Below are 15,499 nucleotides of genomic sequence, written 5' to 3' on the forward strand. Positions count from 1 at the left end.
CGCTCAGGTTGTACCAATGCTGCATGCAGTGAATGCGTAGCATGGTTTCCAGCGGATAAGGTCGCCGGCCATTACCAGCCTTGGGATAAAACGGCTCGATGACTTCCACCATGTTTTGCCATGGCAGAATCTGCTCCATGCGGGACAAGAAAATCTCTTTTCTGGTCTGACGGCGCTTACTGCTGAATTCACTGTCGGCGAAGGTGAGCTGATGACTCATGATGAACCCTTTTTCATGGCTCCAGATGACAAACATGATCTCATATCAGGGACTTGTTCGCACCTTCCCTAGGAAGGTGAGTGTTAATTAAATTAATAAAGAGATAGCTATGTTGAACCACTTACAACGTTCGGTATTCAAGATGAAGCAGTTTATTAGGGAAGGTGCGAATAAGTCATATGGCACGAGAGCATTTACTGGTAACCCATTGATATTAAATGACTAAAATTTTCATTTATTGTTCTTGGGATACTTGTTCGCACTTTCCCTAGTAGCATTTACGGAGATGACTAGTCTGTTAAGCACAGCGAGGGGACCAATCCCCTCGTTTTTATGTGTTGCGTATAAATACAACAAATTCAAATGGACACTGATGACGACAGAATGCTAAAACGATAATTAATGGCATTTGCATCGATGAGGTGTAATAGCGTAAAATTCAACACTGTTATTACTACCTGAATCGTGCTGTTCACTATTCAGACCAGTCACCAGAACGATCCAGATTGAAAGACCTATATCACCAGAGTCAGTAGCTATCCATGTGGCTGACGGTGTGCCCCTTATTGAGAGATCTTAATCATGACTGAATTTCTGAAAGTGTTGCTGAATATTCGTAGCTTGCGGGCTGCATTGCGTGAGCTCTCCTTTGAACAGTTGCAAGAAGCGAATGAGAAGTTCTCCTCGATTTATAACGAGCGGGTTGCTGAGATAGAAAAGACCCGCGCAGCCGATGCCGAGCGTTTGGCCAAGCTGGCCGAATTCCAAGCAATGCTGGCTGATGCTGGCATTGACCCTACTGAGCTCGTACAGGGCGTTCCAGCCGGGAAAGCTCAACGTGATGGCACGAAACGTGCTCCGCGTCCGCCGAAGTATCGTTATATGGCAAATGGTGAAGAGCGCACCTGGACCGGCCAGGGACGCACTCCTAAAGCGTTGGCCGCCATGCTGGAGCAAGGCAGGCAGTTGGAAGAATTCCTGATTTGATGTCAAAAGGACTGGCTAACCAGTCCTTTTTCTATTGCGTTGTTGAGTTATTGAAACTTAGCTCAGCTGACATTTGACGATGGCAACCACGTCAGTGCTGAACCGACTCTGGATGCTGCATCGATATATTCTGACCACCAGACCATCATTTCTCGGCGACGTTCCAGATAATCCGTGCGGTTGTATGCGCTACGGACTTCATCTTTGTCAGAGTGCGCCAAGGCAGCTTCTATAACGTCTCGATCAAATCCTCTCTCGTTCAGGGTGGTGCTGCCCAAGGCTCGCAGGCCGTGAGCGACCAAGGTCCCTTCATATCCCATTCTTTTCAAGGCCGCATTGGCTGTTTGCTCGTTGGTGTGCGTTTTAGGATTACGGATACCAGGGAAGATAAATTCACGATGGCCGCTGATCGGTCGCATGAGGTCCAGGTAGGCAAGTGTCTGCGGCGTCAAGGGCACGTCATGACCTCTGCGCTTCTTCATTCTCTCTGGTGGGATCCGCCAGAGTTTCTTTTCCATATCGATCTCTGCCCACCTTGCTCCGGCCGCCTCGCTGGGGCGAGCCAAGGTATGCAGGCTCCATTCGATGAGGCAGCGGGTCTGCAAATTGATGCTGGCCTTCGATAGCCTGTTCATCAGTTCTGGTAACTGGTTGGGGTTAATGCTGGGCATGTGCTGTTTGGCTGGCCGCTGAAACACCTTGCTGATCCCCGAGCAAGGGTTGGCGTCGATCAGACCAGAGTTAACAGCAAAGGTCATGATCTCGTTCACCCGTTGCGTGAGGCGACGCACGGTTTCGAGTTTTCCAGCAGCAGCGATGGGCTCGATGATCTTGATGGCTCGCTGTGCCTTTATTTCCATAACGGGCACTGTGCCTATCTCGGGGAACAGGTACATTTCGAGAGAACGCCAGAGATCCTCGGCATATGCCGGGGTGACGGAAGGGCGCTTAACATCAAACCAGCGCTTGGCGACGGCTTCAAAGGTGTGCTCGCTCTGTGATAACGCAGCGGATGCCTGCTCATCACGATGGTGTTGGGGATCGATGTTTTGTTGCAGCAACGTTTTGGCTTCGGAGCGTTTCTCTCTCGCTTCAGCCAACGACATCTCCGGCCAGGAGCCAAAGCTGATCATGTTTCTCTGTTTAGTTAGGGGGCGGTAGTAACGCAGGCGCCACAACTTGGAGCCATTGGGCTTGATGACGAGCTCCAGACCAGCCCCGTCGCAGAGGGTGTATTCCTTCTCTTTGGGCTTGGCTGCTTTGATCTCGGTTGGGGATAAGGGACGGGTGATACGAGGCATAGGCATACGCTCCGGAAGGCATACAAAACGATATGCCTAACGATATGCCTAAAAGGGCTGGATGGCAACGCACCCCATTGGACAGCATAAGACAACAAAAAACCCGCAAAGCCTTATGCTATGCGGGTTTCTTGGACTTCGTTGGTCACTGTTGGACCGGTATTTGGTGGAGCTGGGGGGATTTGAACCCCCGGACTGTGCAGCTTTACCAATTGAACTATAAGGGTTTTTTATTTTCCAGTTGGATTTTGGATCAGGATTGGCGCTTTTGCTGTCTGGCCGTCGTACTCGGCAAGGTAGGATCCGTAGTGCCGAAACAGCATTTCTGGCCCCTTGTGTCCCATCTGGGTGGAGAGCCAAAACAGGTTGCAGCCGCGGCTGATGTTGGCGGTGGCGAAGGTGTGACGGGTTTGGTAGAGGTGGCGGTAGCGAACGCCGGATCGTTTGAGGGTGTAGAGCCAGGCTTTCTTCCTAATGGCGTCGGCCCCGGCCCATGGCTGGTTGAGCTTGGGGTCGTCAAAAACATACTCCCCCCGCATGAAGGTGAAGCGCTTCTGGCTGGTCAGCGCCGCCAGCGCCTCGCCGGTCAGCTCGATGGTGCGAGTTCCGGCCCGGGTCTTGGTGGTCTTGATGACCCCGACCACTTTGGCGCGCGACACCTGCACGGTGTTACCGACCCAGTCGATCTCCTCCCAGCGCAGGGCGCACAGCTCTGACGGCCGCATCCCGGTTGCGAAAGCGAAGGAGAACAGGTTGGCCCACTGCTCATTGATGCCGTGGGCTGTCGAGATGATGGCGGCCACTTCCTCCGGGGTGAAGGGGTCCACGTCCTTGGCTCCCTGCTCGGGAACTGAATTCCCGTCCAAATATCGGGAAACGGTCACCAGCGAAACAGGGTTTGATGCCAGCAAACCATCCGTGACCGCCTCGTCGATGGCGCTGCGCAGGAACGACAGCCGATTGCGGGCCGTCTTCGCGGTAGTGCCTCCCCTGATCAGCCAGTTTTTCACCTGGGCTGGGGTCAGCTCCGAGACGGTGATCCCGTGCAGATCGGCCAGCGCCTTGTGGCATTTGCGGTACCCAACCATGGTGGATGGGCTCAGCCCCCGGCGCTCGCAGCGGTGCAGGTACTCGTCCAGGTAATCGGCCACCTTGGCGGCGATCGAGGCACCGCCGAACATCCGCAACTTCTTGGACTTCGGGAAGTAGTCGGCATAGGCGAATTGGCCCCGCTCTATCTTGCCCTGGATCTCCCCGAGCAGGCGGGAGGCGTAGCGCACGTTGGCGGTGGTGTTCGGCAAGTTGGACAGGGGCTCACGACAGCGAACCCCCTTGAAGGTAAAGGTGATGTTGATGGTCTCACCGCGCAGGCTCACGCCGCGTGGGAGCTGTTTTTCATTGCCCACTTGGTTACCTCCGCGATGTTGACCCAACGTTCCTTCACCCCGTCCACGTTGACGATGTGCACCCCCAGTTGCCAGATGCCACGCTGTATCCGCTTGTTGATGGTGTCCCGGTCGGTGAGCTCGATGGTGCTCAGGTAGGTGCTTAGCGGGATGGCGTCAGGCATTTTCATTATGATGAGCTGACCCTGAATTTGGCTTTGTGCCGGATCTGTTGCTGTTCCCATGTTGGTTGGTCCTCGTCAGTCTGGTTATTTCATCCCGGCCTGCTCGGTTGTAGAGGAAGCATTCCACCTGCTTCCTGCTGCTGACCGCCTGGTCAAGGCGGTACTCCCCGAACGCCGGGCGTTTGAGTTGGTGCTGGTTAGCCAGCCGGCCAATGGCCTGGGCACTTACCCCCAGCTCCCTGCCCAGTTCGGTGGCGCTCCAGAGCTGGCCAGCAACCCGGGGCGCTTCGATAGGCAGGTCGAAGTGCGCCAGGATACGGCCGATCTCGGCGAGCTTGGCCGATCGGGAAAGGGTGGGGGAGCGCACGGTGCTGACCAGCTCGTTGAGTAGCTGGCTGTCCTGGTCGATGGTCAATTGAAGCTGTTGCATTGGCGTGGCCCTCCTGTCCCAGAGGATGGGGCGCCGGGGGGATTGAAGGAAGGGCCGTTATTCGGTCACCCCTCCCACTCAGGCAGTTTGTCGAACTGGTCCTGGGTGAGCATCACGGTTTCAACCTGGCTCGGCCCGTCGATGTTCTCGAGCACCCCGTCCCGCTCATCTGCCGGCACGATAAAGCTGGCGTTGTCGAACTTGATGCTGGCAAATTCAAGCGGTTTGAAGTCCTCGCAGTTCGGCGCGTGGGTGCTTGGCGGGAAGCGCCCGCCCTGCGTTTCTGATAGGTCGCGCGCCATGGTCTGGCAGTTGCACATACTCATCCCTTCACAAATAGAACGGCCGCCACGATGACGGCCAGTACATTGAGAGCCAGGATTGCGATCCCGACCGCCCGTTGTTTGGTCATGCCGCCTCCTCGTGTTGGATTGAAGTGAGGATCACCGGCTTGCCGAGCTTGATGGCCAGGGCGTGCTCTGCCCGGGCGCCGGCACTGCGCTCCCAGCCCGGCAGCATGACCAACTGATCGGCCATCTTGACCATTTCGATGCAGATGGCCATGTACTCGTGTTGCTCCAGCCCATCCGGCAGGATCGCCGGGTTGAGCGCGACATGCCCGAGGGCATGCAGGCGTTCGGCCTCTAGGTTGAAGGCGTCGCGGTTGAAGTTCGGCAGGCCTGACATAGGCCCGGCGATGTAGATTTTCGCCATGGTGAGTCCTTAAATAGAAAGCCCCGGGCTGGCCGGGGCTTGATTGGTCAGCGGCGGTTGATGTCGCCGGACATTGTGGAAGCGGAGCCGCCAATGGTGCCGCATGTGACATCACCGGACATGGTGGATACTGATCCGGACACATCCTTGCAGTGCACATCACCGGACATGGTTTTGACGGCGCCCACTGAGCCGGTTACCGATACTGTGCCAGTTGGGTTATCCAGTACTTCGACATCGCCGTTGACGGTGACCGATACAGGGCCAACCAGCTGGCCGTCCTGTTCTTTGCCATCGACGATAACCTTGCCATTGACGATGGAGACGCTGCGCCCAGTGAATGTCCTGCCGTCGATAGTTACTTGCGTCCGGCTTCCCTTCAGGTTGATGTTCATGTTTTATTCGAATCCTTTGTGTGATTGATTAGCAACGCCAGCCCCGGTACCCGATAAAGCCGGGCTCCATGACTTGCCTGAACGGCAGGACGGGGAGGTGGGCTATCAGGGTCTTGAGCTGGGGGTTATCGGGTTGGCTGTCGATGGTGACCCGGGCGCCGGGGTTGATGCGGAGGTATCTGGCGCGGGTCTCTTCTGCTTCGGTGCGGGTCAGGCCGGGCTGAATGATAGGCTCGCGGAATCGCACGGCTCACCTCCTTGGTGCTTTGGTGCGGCTGCGAGCATGGCATCCCATTGTGCGCGGGTGCCAAACCCGGTAGTCGCCGCTGTTGCTGCACTGATCATTGCCATGGTCGCCTCCACCGGCACCAACTGCCAGCCTTCCGGCGCGACCATATTGCTGACGTCAGCAATATGGTCTGGCAGCTTGCCCGCCAACACAGCATCGATACGATCAAGCAGGTCGCAACCCCGGTAGTGTTCGGAAATGGTCTGCGGTATCGAGGCGCCGATGTATCCGTGTAGATCTCGCAGTAGCTCTGTTATGCGTTGTTGTTCGCTCATACATCCCCCAGCATTCTGATTTCGTCGTTCGTCAGGCCGGCGGCCCGGGCCTTGTCCATCACCCGCAGGCGCTCTGCATTGAGCGCATCAGCGCGGCGATCTGCATCGTTTGGCTCAATGATGTTCACCGGCGCCAGCCAACTTCCGCGCACCTTCACGGCGATCTCCTTGCTGACGTTGGCGTCGCTCCCCTGGACGCCCTTGCGTGTCGCCATGCGTGCGGCGGTGGATGCTGATCCGCAGACGTGGATCGGGTACTGATGCCCACGCCCCTCGGTGAGGTCGGAGTTGGTGTAAACCACCCAGACCTCTTTGGTGTCGGTAATGGTGATGTCGGTCATAGCGGCGCCTCCTCACCACCCAGGGCATTGAACAGGGCCGGGATGAACTGGGAGAGCTCGCCGGTCACTAGTGCAAAGTCGGCGTCCAGGCGGGCGGCCGGATCTTCGCTGGTAATGTCGTCGTTCTGCTCGCGCAGCTCCTCGCTGAACTTGAGGCGCTTGATGGAGAGGTCATCACCCAGCACGAAGCTGAGGCGCTCACCCCAGTTCAGGGCCAACTTGGTGACCAGCTTGTCGTTGGCGAGGTGGTTTTTCACCTCGTCGGTCATCAGGTCCTGCTGCTTGCAGCGGATGATCCCGCCGTGCTCCATGGCGCTGCGCAGCTCGGATTCATCCTCCAGGGTGAAAGCTGCTGGCAGATTTCCCTCTTGCAGCCATGCGGTCATGGTGATCTCGGGTGGGTTCTTGAGCGCCACCGGCACCACCGGCAGGCTGCCAATGGACTTGCGAAGCAGAGCCAGCACATCGTCCGCCTTCTTGGCGGAGGAGGCATCGACCATCAGCAGGCCGTCGGCCGGGTTGATCCAGGCGAAGGTGTTGGCGGTACGGCTGAACGCCCGGGGCAGCAGGGTGTGCAGCAGCTCCTCCTTGAGCGCTTCCTTCTCTTTCTTCTTGAGGGGGCGGCCCTGCTCGTACTCGATGGCCTCCACCTTCTCTGCCAGCGCCTCCTTGATGACGGTTGCCGGCAGGATCTTGTCCTCGCGGCGGGCACACAGCAGGATCTGGCCGGCGGCGGCATGGGTCAGGGTGCTGCCGAACTTGCCGAGTGGGCGGGTCCAGCCGAAGCGGGAAATATCCTGGCTGCCGCAGGGGGTGAAGGCGCACGCCTCCAGTTGGGTTTCCAGTTGTTCGGCGGTCAACTCGAACGGGCGGGTGAAGCGGTAAACTTGAAGGTTTTTAAACCACATGGTCTGGGTCCTTTGGTCGGTTAGTTGCGGGCTTTCTTGGCCTGCAGGTCGTGGATCTTCTTGGCTGCGGCCTCGGCGGTTTGCCGATCGCAGGTGATGCCGCCGGGCAGGATGAACTTGCCGGGCTGCTTGGGATGGGGCATGACGACGCCCAACCCGATGACTACTGCGCCGCAGTAGGGGTTTTCCGTGGCTTTCATGGGGGTCCTCGACATACCCACCGTTCCTGTGGGGATAGCGTTGGATGGGTTGGGGGTATCAGGCTGCGGACTGCTCTGGTAGTGATGGGGCTTCGTTGCCCCAGCAGTCCCAGCCTGGGGCGGCTGCTCTGGCAAAGAGCTCGATGCGTGGGACATCACCGCACAGTTTCTCGATCGCCTCTCGGCACTCGTGCGGCTTTTCGCTGTGGCGCCCCACCTTGGCTCGAATGACCGAGCGCACAGCCTTGTCTACTACCAGGTTGCTGACTTTGCCCTTGATGCCGATCAGGGCGCACTCCGCACCGGCCCGGGTTGCCCACCCCATACCGAAGTGGGGGTTGTCGTTTACGGTGCGCTTCTCCCACACCAAGCCGGTCATGGTCATGATCCGGAATCCCCAGGCTTGGCACAGGTCGATGGCCTCTTGTGGCATGCTGCCTACCCACCACATGACCAGCATGCAGTTGTCGTCTGCCAGCCTCGCCACTGGCAGCGCCTTCATGTCCTCTATCGATGTGACGCTGTACACCTGCGCAGCCCCGCTTTTCATTGAGCCGCCTGACTTCTTCGATTTGAATTGCCAGGCTGGGTCCGCGTAGATCACTCGGTACTTGTGGTTTGTGCTGTGGATGTCGATCTTCATGCAGCCTCCTTGTGCTGCTCAGCGTGCTGGCCAGCTGCGAACTTCTCCTCCCACAGCTTCACCTTGAGCTCGCAGGCATAGACGATCTGGCCGACCAGCTTCGCGCCGATCCCCTTCACCTTGTCCAGCTTGTTCCCCTGGTGGCTCATCACCTTGTAGAGGGTGTCGATCCCGGCCTCTTCCAGCGGCTTGATGGTGCGCGGCGGTAGGCCGCATTCATGGATGCTGACTGCCTTGGCCCATTCGGTGCGGGGTTGCAGGTGGGGGTGACTCTGCTCCAGTGCCTCCTGCATGAAGGCGAAGATGTCCTGCGTCATGGCATCAGGGGCCCCGGCACCATATGGCGTCGGGTAGATGGGGTTCATCCACTGGCTCAGCATGACCGAACAACCGGAGCCATCGGATTTCATGGCGTGCAGCTTCCAGTTGAGGTCATTGATGAGGTAGGGGAGGTTTGACTGCAGGCCGTGATCCACCAGGTAGACATTCCAGAGCGTGCCGTCCTCGCCCTTGTAGGTCTTGGCAAGGTGCTTGAACCAGACCAGCTTGGCATCACGGCAGCTCTCGAGCTCCATGATGACGCCGTGGCGGCTTTCCAGCTCACGATCCTGCTCGTTGATGACATCCAGCAGGTCTTTGATGCGGCGCTCGAGTTTCAGCACCTCGGCGCGGTAGGCGGCCTCATTGCTCTTGTGCTTGGCGATCGCGGTGCGCTGCAGCTCCAGCTGGTCGTTTTTCTCCTTGATGCGGCGCTTCATTCCTGCCGGGTCCATGGCCTTGAGGTCAGCCAGCTGGCGATCGGTCTGGCGGGAGGTGAATTGCAGGGCGCTGAATTTGGCCTCAATCTCGTTCAGGGCGCGCTGCGCCTTGTAGAGCTCGTCTGCCATGGCCTCCAGCTCGGCGGCGCCTTCTTGCCGTGCTGCTGCAATGCGCTGCTCGGCTTCGGCTACCTGCTGGCGCAGCTGGCTGACCAGGGCAGCCTGGGTGAGCAGCTCGCCATCCCGGCCTTCCAGCTCGCCGATCAGGGTGTTGAACTCGTCGATGTGGGCGTTGGCCGCCTCGCTGATCATGGTCAGGTTGGCGTTGAGCAGGGTTTCGAAGCTGCCGATGGCGGCCTTGGCCGGGGCGTCCGGCATCAGCAGGATGTTGCGGATCTGGCTGGTGAGGGTGTTCAGGGCGAGGCTGGTCGCCTCGCTGGGGTTCAGCGTGGTCATGGTTGGTCCTCTGGGATTGCAAAAGCCCCGTTGGCGGCGGGGCGGGTGATCAGTAGTTGATGGTCAGGTGGTCGATCTTGTTGCTGGCGATGTGCTTGATGAGGTTGATGGCTTTCCCCTCATCGATCCCCAAGCCCATCAGGTCCATCAGGATGGCGTTGTTGATGGTGCGGCGGTGCTCCATATCGGCGGCGCGCGCAGCATCCTCTGCGGCTTTCTGGCGCTGCTCGTCGGCGATGCGCTGACGCTCTTGTTCTGCGGCGCGGGCGGCAGCCTCTTCCGCCTGGTGTGCGGCGTTGGCTTCGGCCTGCTGGCGGGCCAGCTCGGCGGCTTCGGCATCGCGCCGGGCTTGTTCTTCACGTTCACGGGCGGCCTGGGCTTGGCGCTGTGCCTCCTGCTCGCGGTGCTGGGCGGCTTCACGCTCCAAGCGCTGGCGATTCTCTTCCTGAAGGCGGGCTTGCTCCGCCGCCTGCTCGGCTATCAGGCGCTCGCGGTCTATGCGATCCTGTTCGGCCTGCTTCTGGCGCAGCTGCTCCAGCTCTGCCTGCTCGGCTTCGTACTTCTGGCGGGCTGCCAGGGCCTCGCCGAGGCGCTTGGCGGCGAGCTCCTTGGCTACGGTCGCCTGGGGCAGCAGCTCTTGCCAGGTGTCGTCCAGGGGGTTCTGCTCGGCCTCCTGCAGCATGGCCTGCAGGTTGGCGGCGGCGATCTCGATGCTGGCAGAGGATCCCAGTTCATTGAGGCGGGCCAGTCGGGATTGCAGTGCTGCCACCCGGGCCTCCTCTGCCGCTTCGTACTGGGTGAGCGGGGCGCGCACCTCGTCTTTCAAGGTGTCCAGGGTGTCGCGCAGGGTTTTGCGGTTGGCGTCGATGCGCTTGGGGATCTCCTTGTACTGGTCGGTCAGCTCTTTGCCGAGCCCGTCCAGGTAGGTCTTGGTGCGGGCGACAGCATGGGCGACGCTGGCGATCTCCTTGCGGCCCTTGGCGGTGGTGATGTCGGGTACCAGGCTGGTTGCCTTCTGGCGAATGTCGGCCAGCAGTTCAGCCACGCCCTGGCCCTCGGTGAACAGGGCGACGGCGGTAGTGGGTTCGATGACAACCAGTTGGGCCTGGGTGTTGTCGGTCTTGGCTTGTTCGGTCATGACGGGTCCTTAGGATTGAAAAGGCCCGCAGTGAGCGGGCCTGATGAGTTATTGCTGGGCGCCGTTCCCGGCACTGAGTTGCTTCTTGCGCTCGCCGGCGATCTGCTTGATACCTGCGATGATGTTCTGGTCGCCGGTTTCGTTGGCCCAGGTCCAGGCGGTGGTGTAGGCCTGCTGCCACTCGGCGGCGTCGCCGGATCCCTCGATGGCGGCGCAGTGGTCGGCGTAGGCGTTGGCGTGGTCGGCCTGGGCGGGTTCGGCCACCTGCTCGTGCTCCAGGGTGACCGGTTCAGTGCTCTGGCCACGGATGGCATCCAGGGCGCGGCTCTTTGCGGGTACCCCCTGTTGCGGTTGGTTGCCGGGGATCTCGTTGATGATGATCTCCTTGCCCTCCATCTCCTCGGCGGTGGGCTCGCTACCGATCTCCGGCCAGGCCTTGCGCAGCGCCTGCGCCTCTGTGCACTTGGCGAGCTGGGCATAGGGCCGCTTGCGCCACATGGCGTTGGGGCACTCGGTCTTGCCGCTCTGGGTGGCGTAGTTCTCCTTCCAGCGCTCCAGGGCGTGGAAGGCAACCCGCTGGCCGTTGACCATCTTATAGACGGTGTACTTGCACCACTGCGGGTAGGTGACCTTGATCTTGGCGCTCTGGTTGTAGGGGTCTTGGAACTCTTCGGTGACATCCGGCCCGAACACGGGTTCATCGGCCCCCGCGTAGTTGCCGGAGCGATCGGCCTGGATCCGGTACATGCCGATCCCGGGCATAGGTACATCCCGCCAGACTTTCTCCTTGGAGCGGGCATCAGTCACCTGCATGGGGACGAGGTGGACCGGCTTGAGCAGAATGTCCAGGCCGCGAGCCTTGCAGTAGTCGATAGCCATGACCACCGAATCGGGGTTGGCTCCCGGGTAGATGGTGTTACACAGGGCGTTCCAGGTCGGTTCGTCGATGCCTCGCTGGACGAGAATGGGGAACTGGGCGGCGAAGTTATCGGCCGCCTGCTGCTTGATACTGGTGATGTTGCTCATGCTGCTTTCCTTGTCGCCCAGGCTGGGCGCTGGAGGGGTTTGAAGTCGTGCCAGTCGTTGTTGACCCGGCAGTCGTGGAAGCGATGGAGGTCGCGGCGGAACAGGTCCTTGCCTGCATCCTTCCAGTCATCCGTAAGGGGGCGCACCCGCACCGGGTAGCGGCCACAGTTCACGCTGGTGCTGACAGCCAGAAAGACGAATTCCGGCTCCTCGCCCATCACCCGGTGGAAGCCTTCGGAGTACATGGCATCCTGCACGTGGTAGCGGAAGTCCTCGACATGGCGCTCGAAGCGCCCCATATCGTCCACCGACTTCACGTCGATCATGATGGGGTGATTGCTCAGGTGGCGGTCGGGGCGGATCCGGCACAGCTCCTGGGTCTGGGGGTCAATCCAGTAGAAGGAGGCCTCGCTGTGCCCTTCCTGCTCCAGCAGCCAGCGTGCGTCCGGGTGGGCCATCACGCTGTCACGCATCAAGTAGAGCTTGCGGCCTTCTTCGGCATCCATCACCGTCTTGCCCAGCTCTGCGCAGCTTGCCAGGAACTCGGCCTCTTCTGCCTTGCCAGCGTTGGTGCGGCGGTTGAACGGTGGGGCGATGATGAAGCGGTCTTTGAACTCGTCGGGCTCCAGCAGCAGGCAGTGGATGGCGCTGCCCATGTCGAAGGCCTTGAGCTTCTCCTGGTCGAGCGGGGCATTCTTGGCCCAGATATAGGTGGCCGGGCTCTCGGCTATCTGGTCGAGCTGACTTTTGCTGACCCCGGGGCCGGCGTGGTACTCCTCGTTGGAGAGGCCGAACACCCTGCCAAGCGGGTGTGCGGCGGAGGTGTCGGCGATGGCATTCATGCTGCGCTCCTTTGCTGGTACTGCTCCCATTGCTGGTCGCTCATGGCGTCGTGCAGGGCGGCGAGGTGACTACGCCAGGCGGCCTGGGCGAGCTCTGCCAACCCGGCATCGACCACCTGGTCAATGAACTGCATCAGCGGTGCTTGCCGGCCTTCATGCATCAGCAGCCAGATGGCCTGGTTGTAGTGGCGGTACTGGTCGGCGTTGAGCTCGCCCAGCAGGGTGGCCGGGTCAGTTTCGAGCATGCCGGCCAGCAGCAAAGGGCGGTTTGTCGCGGTCCACTCGGCGATCCACTCAGCCTTGGCGTTGGCCTCGGCTTCGCGGCTCTCCAGCAGGGCGAGCAGGGTGGTTTCATTGGTCATGGCTACATCTCCATTTCCAGTCGCAGGGCGCGCTGCTCTTGATACACCTCGATGGCGCGGCGGGCAGAGGCTTTGTTGCGGGCCACCCGCGCCTGTTCGGCGGATGGGGCGGCGTCTACGTGGTACTTGCGGCGGGTGGGTGGCACCATCGCGCCGCGAAAGCCCATCAGCTGGGCCTCGGTCAGATTTTTCATGGTCTGGGTCCTGTGGTGGTTAAAAACAAAAACCCCAGCACGAGGGCTGGGGTTGTTGGTTGAAACTGGCGCTGGTTAGCGTGGCTGCATCAGCGATTTGGTGCGCCGAGTGACGGAAGCCAGGGTTAGCTTCATCAGATCGGCTAGGTCGTCATTGCTCATCAGGTCGAGCATGCGTTGCATGTCGCGCGGGTCGGTGGGGTCAATGACGTGGGCACAGTCGGCAACCGGCCAGAGGGTGAGGCTATCCCCGCCGTGGCGGCCGCTCATGCTGCCGCTGTCTGGCTCGATGCTGAGCATGTAGCGGGTGGCGCCCAGCTTGTGGCAGAGGGCCTTGGCCAGTTGCTGCCCGCTGCATTTGTGTAGTTCGCTGGCAACGGGCGGGAAGGGGATGTCGTCTACCAGTGTCGCCAACTCGCGGCGATGGATCTCATCGGCCATGCGGTTGAATTCGGCGATGTAGGCTTCTTTGATGGTGGCCGCTTTGGTGCCGGTGAAGCCCATGACCAGAAACATGAAGCCGTCTTTGGTCATGTTCCACGCCTTACGGGTTTCACCTTTCAGATCAAGATATTCAACCGCCTCAAAATTGAGGGCGTTGAATTCTGTCGAGCATCCGAGAGTTTCGATCTTGCGTAACAGGTTGTCGTGGCGCTTGCCGAAGGCATCGGCGACTTTGAGCGAGGTGGTCATCAGGGCGCCGCTTTCGACAACGGCGACGAGGTTCTGCATGATAGCGGGGGCAATGGCTTGAGTATTCATGGTCAATTCCTCTTGTAGAGTGAATCGCCACCAATGACGCCAATCATCTGGTGGCGAACTGAGCAGGGTTGGCGTACCGGCTACAAGAGACCCGGCGCCCCGAAGGGCCCCCGCCCAGCCCGCCATAACTGACAGGTACTGCTGGGCCGCGCATAAAAAAACACGCTAGCGCGTGTCGATGCGCTCTTGTAGGTTCAGGACGCCAATCCCGGCAACGGATTTTGCCGTTGCTTTTATAGTATCTAGAAACATTGGCATGGTTGTCAATCCATGAAAAAGCCCAGCAGTGGCTGGGCTTGGTATAAATGTTATGCGTTAAGGTTAAATCGGCGGCTTGCAGGAGGAGAGCTCATCGATCCCAGACTGGGGATTCGAAGGAAATTTGGCTTTCGCGCTGATCCCCTGAAATAAGATATCCATGTCTTTTGGCGACAAGCCTGCCCCACCATCTGGACCGTAAGCTGCATTCAGCAAAAAAGCCTGCCCTTTATCTGTGTCTGGCTTTACAAGCACAACCTTAATGCTCGGGGCGCTATAAACCACGGTAGATTTTAGCTTTACGCCATTTATCGTCACCGCAACGTCAGTAAAAGTTTCGCTTTTACTGCGAATTCCAGAATAAAACCTACTTGGCAGAGACAGAGCCATACTGCCTTGCCTGTTTATAACAAGCCCGATTATGTCATCCTCTGCCCTGGCTGACACGGTGCTTACCCCGGTAAGGTAATCGCAGTTATCGTCAACAATCCAGCCATTCCACTTGTTTTCTGGCTCTCCAGCCATAGCTTGTGCCGCGAGAAGCAATAGCATTGGCATTAAAATCTTCCCAGGTCGATTCATAACCCCTCCTTGTTTCGAAGGGGGTATTATGGATCTGTTTGGGGCGGCTGTCAGCCTGCAACCCCCTGATGCAAGGGGCTCCAGGCTGGCCACTGTTGCCAGTGGCTAGCTGTCACCTTCCAGCGCCATGTTCCGGTTTGACGGGTTAATGGCGATCTGCCGGGCCAGCAGATTGCGAGCGGTGACTGCCCAATCCGAATTGTTAAAGAGCGGTGCAATCCTGAATTCAGGCTGCAAGAAGCCAAGACACACTCGCGGTGTCTATTAAATGCGTCTTGGCTTGAGCCCTATGCGGGGGAGGGCTCGACCCTGTTATCAAACTGCGGCGCGGTGAAGCTCAGCGCGCCATTTGAGAAGGTTGTTACTCGTGGTGAGGCCGGTGGTGCGCTTCTGGGCTGCACGGGCGGCAACAATCTGGTGCCGCTCGGTGGCCATCATGGCAACCGCCAAGCGCTGCTTGATGGTTCGGCGGCGGGCGGCGTTGCCGTTCAGGCGGTCGGCGATGGCGGCAACGATCTGGTCGGCGCGTTTCGCGGCCCTGGAAAAAATGCGCTTGGTCATGGTACATTCACTCCTGTTGGCGAGTTGGTCCTCGCTAATACCCACCTGACTATTCATATTCATGCTGGGTCCTGTTGCTGGGGTTGGTCCCCCGGCGCAATGACTGGGGGTGGTTCCCTGGTCCGTCAAAGCCCCGCCCTGTGCGGGGCTTTGTCGTTCTTACGCGCTGGTGAGGCGCTTCACTGCTGCCCTGGCTGGGGCTGGGTCCTGTTGCCGGGTGTCTAAGTTCTGTGTGGTGGCCGGAGCTGATCCCGGCACATTCTGTTTTCGAGGAAGACCCTCATGGA

24 protein-coding genes are annotated in these 15,499 nt (G+C 59.4%); 1 reads left to right on the forward strand and 23 read right to left on the reverse strand.

Annotated elements, in window-relative coordinates:
* On the reverse strand, window positions 1-220 hold a 220-nt coding region (locus C3418_RS09675; protein WP_024176516.1), incomplete at its 3' end, for an IS5/IS1182 family transposase.
* Between the two features lie 582 nt (window positions 221-802).
* On the opposite strand from C3418_RS09675, the gene C3418_RS09685 reads away from it, so the two are divergent.
* Window positions 803-1,207, forward strand: coding sequence for an H-NS family nucleoid-associated regulatory protein (locus tag C3418_RS09685; protein ID WP_010673971.1), 405 nt, complete (start codon window positions 803-805; stop codon window positions 1,205-1,207).
* Between the two features lie 62 nt (window positions 1,208-1,269).
* Here C3418_RS09685 and C3418_RS09690 read toward each other — a convergent pair whose 3' ends face one another.
* The 22 genes from C3418_RS09690 to C3418_RS09795 all read right to left on the reverse strand — a co-directional run bounded on the left by C3418_RS09690 (window position 1,270) and on the right by C3418_RS09795 (window position 15,212).
* Complete coding sequence (locus C3418_RS09690; RefSeq protein WP_010673972.1) at window positions 1,270-2,508, reverse strand: integrase domain-containing protein; 1,239 nt, start codon at window positions 2,506-2,508, stop codon at window positions 1,270-1,272.
* A 230-nt stretch (window positions 2,509-2,738) separates the two neighbouring features.
* Window positions 2,739-3,914, reverse strand: a complete 1,176-nt coding sequence (locus tag C3418_RS09695; protein WP_258039934.1) for a site-specific integrase — start codon at window positions 3,912-3,914, stop codon at window positions 2,739-2,741.
* The gene (locus C3418_RS09700) at window positions 3,881-4,084 is read right to left on the reverse strand and encodes an excisionase (protein ID WP_234917510.1); all 204 of its coding nucleotides are present in this window, start codon (window positions 4,082-4,084) and stop codon (window positions 3,881-3,883) included. The genes C3418_RS09695 and C3418_RS09700 overlap by 34 nt, the downstream gene beginning before the upstream one ends.
* The gene (locus C3418_RS09705; RefSeq protein WP_103858364.1) at window positions 4,071-4,508 is read right to left on the reverse strand and encodes a hypothetical protein; all 438 of its coding nucleotides are present in this window, start codon (window positions 4,506-4,508) and stop codon (window positions 4,071-4,073) included. The genes C3418_RS09700 and C3418_RS09705 overlap by 14 nt, the downstream gene beginning before the upstream one ends.
* A 65-nt stretch (window positions 4,509-4,573) precedes the next feature.
* Window positions 4,574-4,834, reverse strand: coding sequence for a hypothetical protein (locus C3418_RS09710; RefSeq protein WP_146054100.1), 261 nt, complete (start codon window positions 4,832-4,834; stop codon window positions 4,574-4,576).
* An 82-nt stretch (window positions 4,835-4,916) separates the two neighbouring features.
* Complete coding sequence (locus tag C3418_RS09715; RefSeq protein WP_103858366.1) at window positions 4,917-5,222, reverse strand: DUF4406 domain-containing protein; 306 nt, start codon at window positions 5,220-5,222, stop codon at window positions 4,917-4,919.
* 47 nt (window positions 5,223-5,269) lie between these two features.
* On the reverse strand, window positions 5,270-5,617 hold the full coding sequence (locus C3418_RS09720) for a hypothetical protein (protein WP_103858367.1): 348 nt from the start codon (window positions 5,615-5,617) through the stop codon (window positions 5,270-5,272).
* Between the two features lie 28 nt (window positions 5,618-5,645).
* Entirely contained in the window at window positions 5,646-5,864 is a 219-nt protein-coding gene (locus tag C3418_RS09725) for a hypothetical protein (RefSeq protein WP_103858368.1), read from the reverse strand.
* Window positions 5,828-6,181 (reverse strand): hypothetical protein, encoded by a 354-nt coding sequence (locus C3418_RS09730; RefSeq protein WP_103858369.1) that lies wholly within the window; start codon window positions 6,179-6,181, stop codon window positions 5,828-5,830. The genes C3418_RS09725 and C3418_RS09730 overlap by 37 nt, the downstream gene beginning before the upstream one ends.
* The gene (locus C3418_RS09735; RefSeq protein WP_103858370.1) at window positions 6,178-6,522 is read right to left on the reverse strand and encodes a hypothetical protein; all 345 of its coding nucleotides are present in this window, start codon (window positions 6,520-6,522) and stop codon (window positions 6,178-6,180) included. Before C3418_RS09735 ends, C3418_RS09730 begins: the two co-directional genes overlap by 4 nt.
* Window positions 6,519-7,430, reverse strand: a complete 912-nt coding sequence (gene rdgC / locus C3418_RS09740; RefSeq protein WP_103858371.1) for a recombination-associated protein RdgC — start codon at window positions 7,428-7,430, stop codon at window positions 6,519-6,521. Before rdgC ends, C3418_RS09735 begins: the two co-directional genes overlap by 4 nt.
* A 20-nt stretch (window positions 7,431-7,450) precedes the next feature.
* Complete coding sequence (locus C3418_RS09745; protein ID WP_053288688.1) at window positions 7,451-7,630, reverse strand: hypothetical protein; 180 nt, start codon at window positions 7,628-7,630, stop codon at window positions 7,451-7,453.
* Between the two features lie 58 nt (window positions 7,631-7,688).
* Window positions 7,689-8,273, reverse strand: a complete 585-nt coding sequence (locus C3418_RS09750; RefSeq protein ID WP_103858372.1) for an MT-A70 family methyltransferase — start codon at window positions 8,271-8,273, stop codon at window positions 7,689-7,691.
* Window positions 8,270-9,487: a hypothetical protein gene (locus C3418_RS09755; protein WP_103858373.1), complete on the reverse strand. Its 1,218-nt coding sequence runs from the start codon at window positions 9,485-9,487 to the stop codon at window positions 8,270-8,272. The genes C3418_RS09750 and C3418_RS09755 overlap by 4 nt, the downstream gene beginning before the upstream one ends.
* A 49-nt stretch (window positions 9,488-9,536) precedes the next feature.
* Window positions 9,537-10,625: a hypothetical protein gene (locus C3418_RS09760; RefSeq protein WP_103858374.1), complete on the reverse strand. Its 1,089-nt coding sequence runs from the start codon at window positions 10,623-10,625 to the stop codon at window positions 9,537-9,539.
* Between the two features lie 48 nt (window positions 10,626-10,673).
* The gene (gene bet / locus C3418_RS09765; protein WP_103858375.1) at window positions 10,674-11,651 is read right to left on the reverse strand and encodes a phage recombination protein Bet; all 978 of its coding nucleotides are present in this window, start codon (window positions 11,649-11,651) and stop codon (window positions 10,674-10,676) included.
* Complete coding sequence (locus C3418_RS09770; RefSeq protein ID WP_103858376.1) at window positions 11,648-12,493, reverse strand: PD-(D/E)XK nuclease-like domain-containing protein; 846 nt, start codon at window positions 12,491-12,493, stop codon at window positions 11,648-11,650. The genes bet and C3418_RS09770 overlap by 4 nt, the downstream gene beginning before the upstream one ends.
* The gene (locus C3418_RS09775; RefSeq protein ID WP_103858377.1) at window positions 12,490-12,855 is read right to left on the reverse strand and encodes a hypothetical protein; all 366 of its coding nucleotides are present in this window, start codon (window positions 12,853-12,855) and stop codon (window positions 12,490-12,492) included. Before C3418_RS09775 ends, C3418_RS09770 begins: the two co-directional genes overlap by 4 nt.
* 2 nt (window positions 12,856-12,857) lie before the next feature.
* Window positions 12,858-13,049 carry a PA3496 family putative envelope integrity protein gene (locus C3418_RS09780; protein ID WP_103858378.1) on the reverse strand — a complete coding sequence of 64 codons (192 nt, stop codon included), beginning with the start codon at window positions 13,047-13,049 and terminating at the stop codon, window positions 12,858-12,860.
* Window positions 13,050-13,124: 75 nt separating this feature from the next.
* On the reverse strand, window positions 13,125-13,811 hold the full coding sequence (locus tag C3418_RS09785) for a Rha family transcriptional regulator (protein ID WP_103858379.1): 687 nt from the start codon (window positions 13,809-13,811) through the stop codon (window positions 13,125-13,127).
* A 321-nt stretch (window positions 13,812-14,132) separates the two neighbouring features.
* Complete coding sequence (locus C3418_RS09790) at window positions 14,133-14,651, reverse strand: hypothetical protein (protein WP_103858380.1); 519 nt, start codon at window positions 14,649-14,651, stop codon at window positions 14,133-14,135.
* A gap of 315 nt (window positions 14,652-14,966) precedes the next feature.
* Window positions 14,967-15,212: a hypothetical protein gene (locus C3418_RS09795; RefSeq protein ID WP_103858381.1), complete on the reverse strand. Its 246-nt coding sequence runs from the start codon at window positions 15,210-15,212 to the stop codon at window positions 14,967-14,969.
* Window positions 15,213-15,499 lie beyond the last annotated feature (287 nt).

It is taken from the genome of Aeromonas sp. ASNIH8 (assembly GCF_002919855.1).
Classification (GTDB): Bacteria; Pseudomonadota; Gammaproteobacteria; order Enterobacterales; family Aeromonadaceae; genus Aeromonas; species Aeromonas caviae.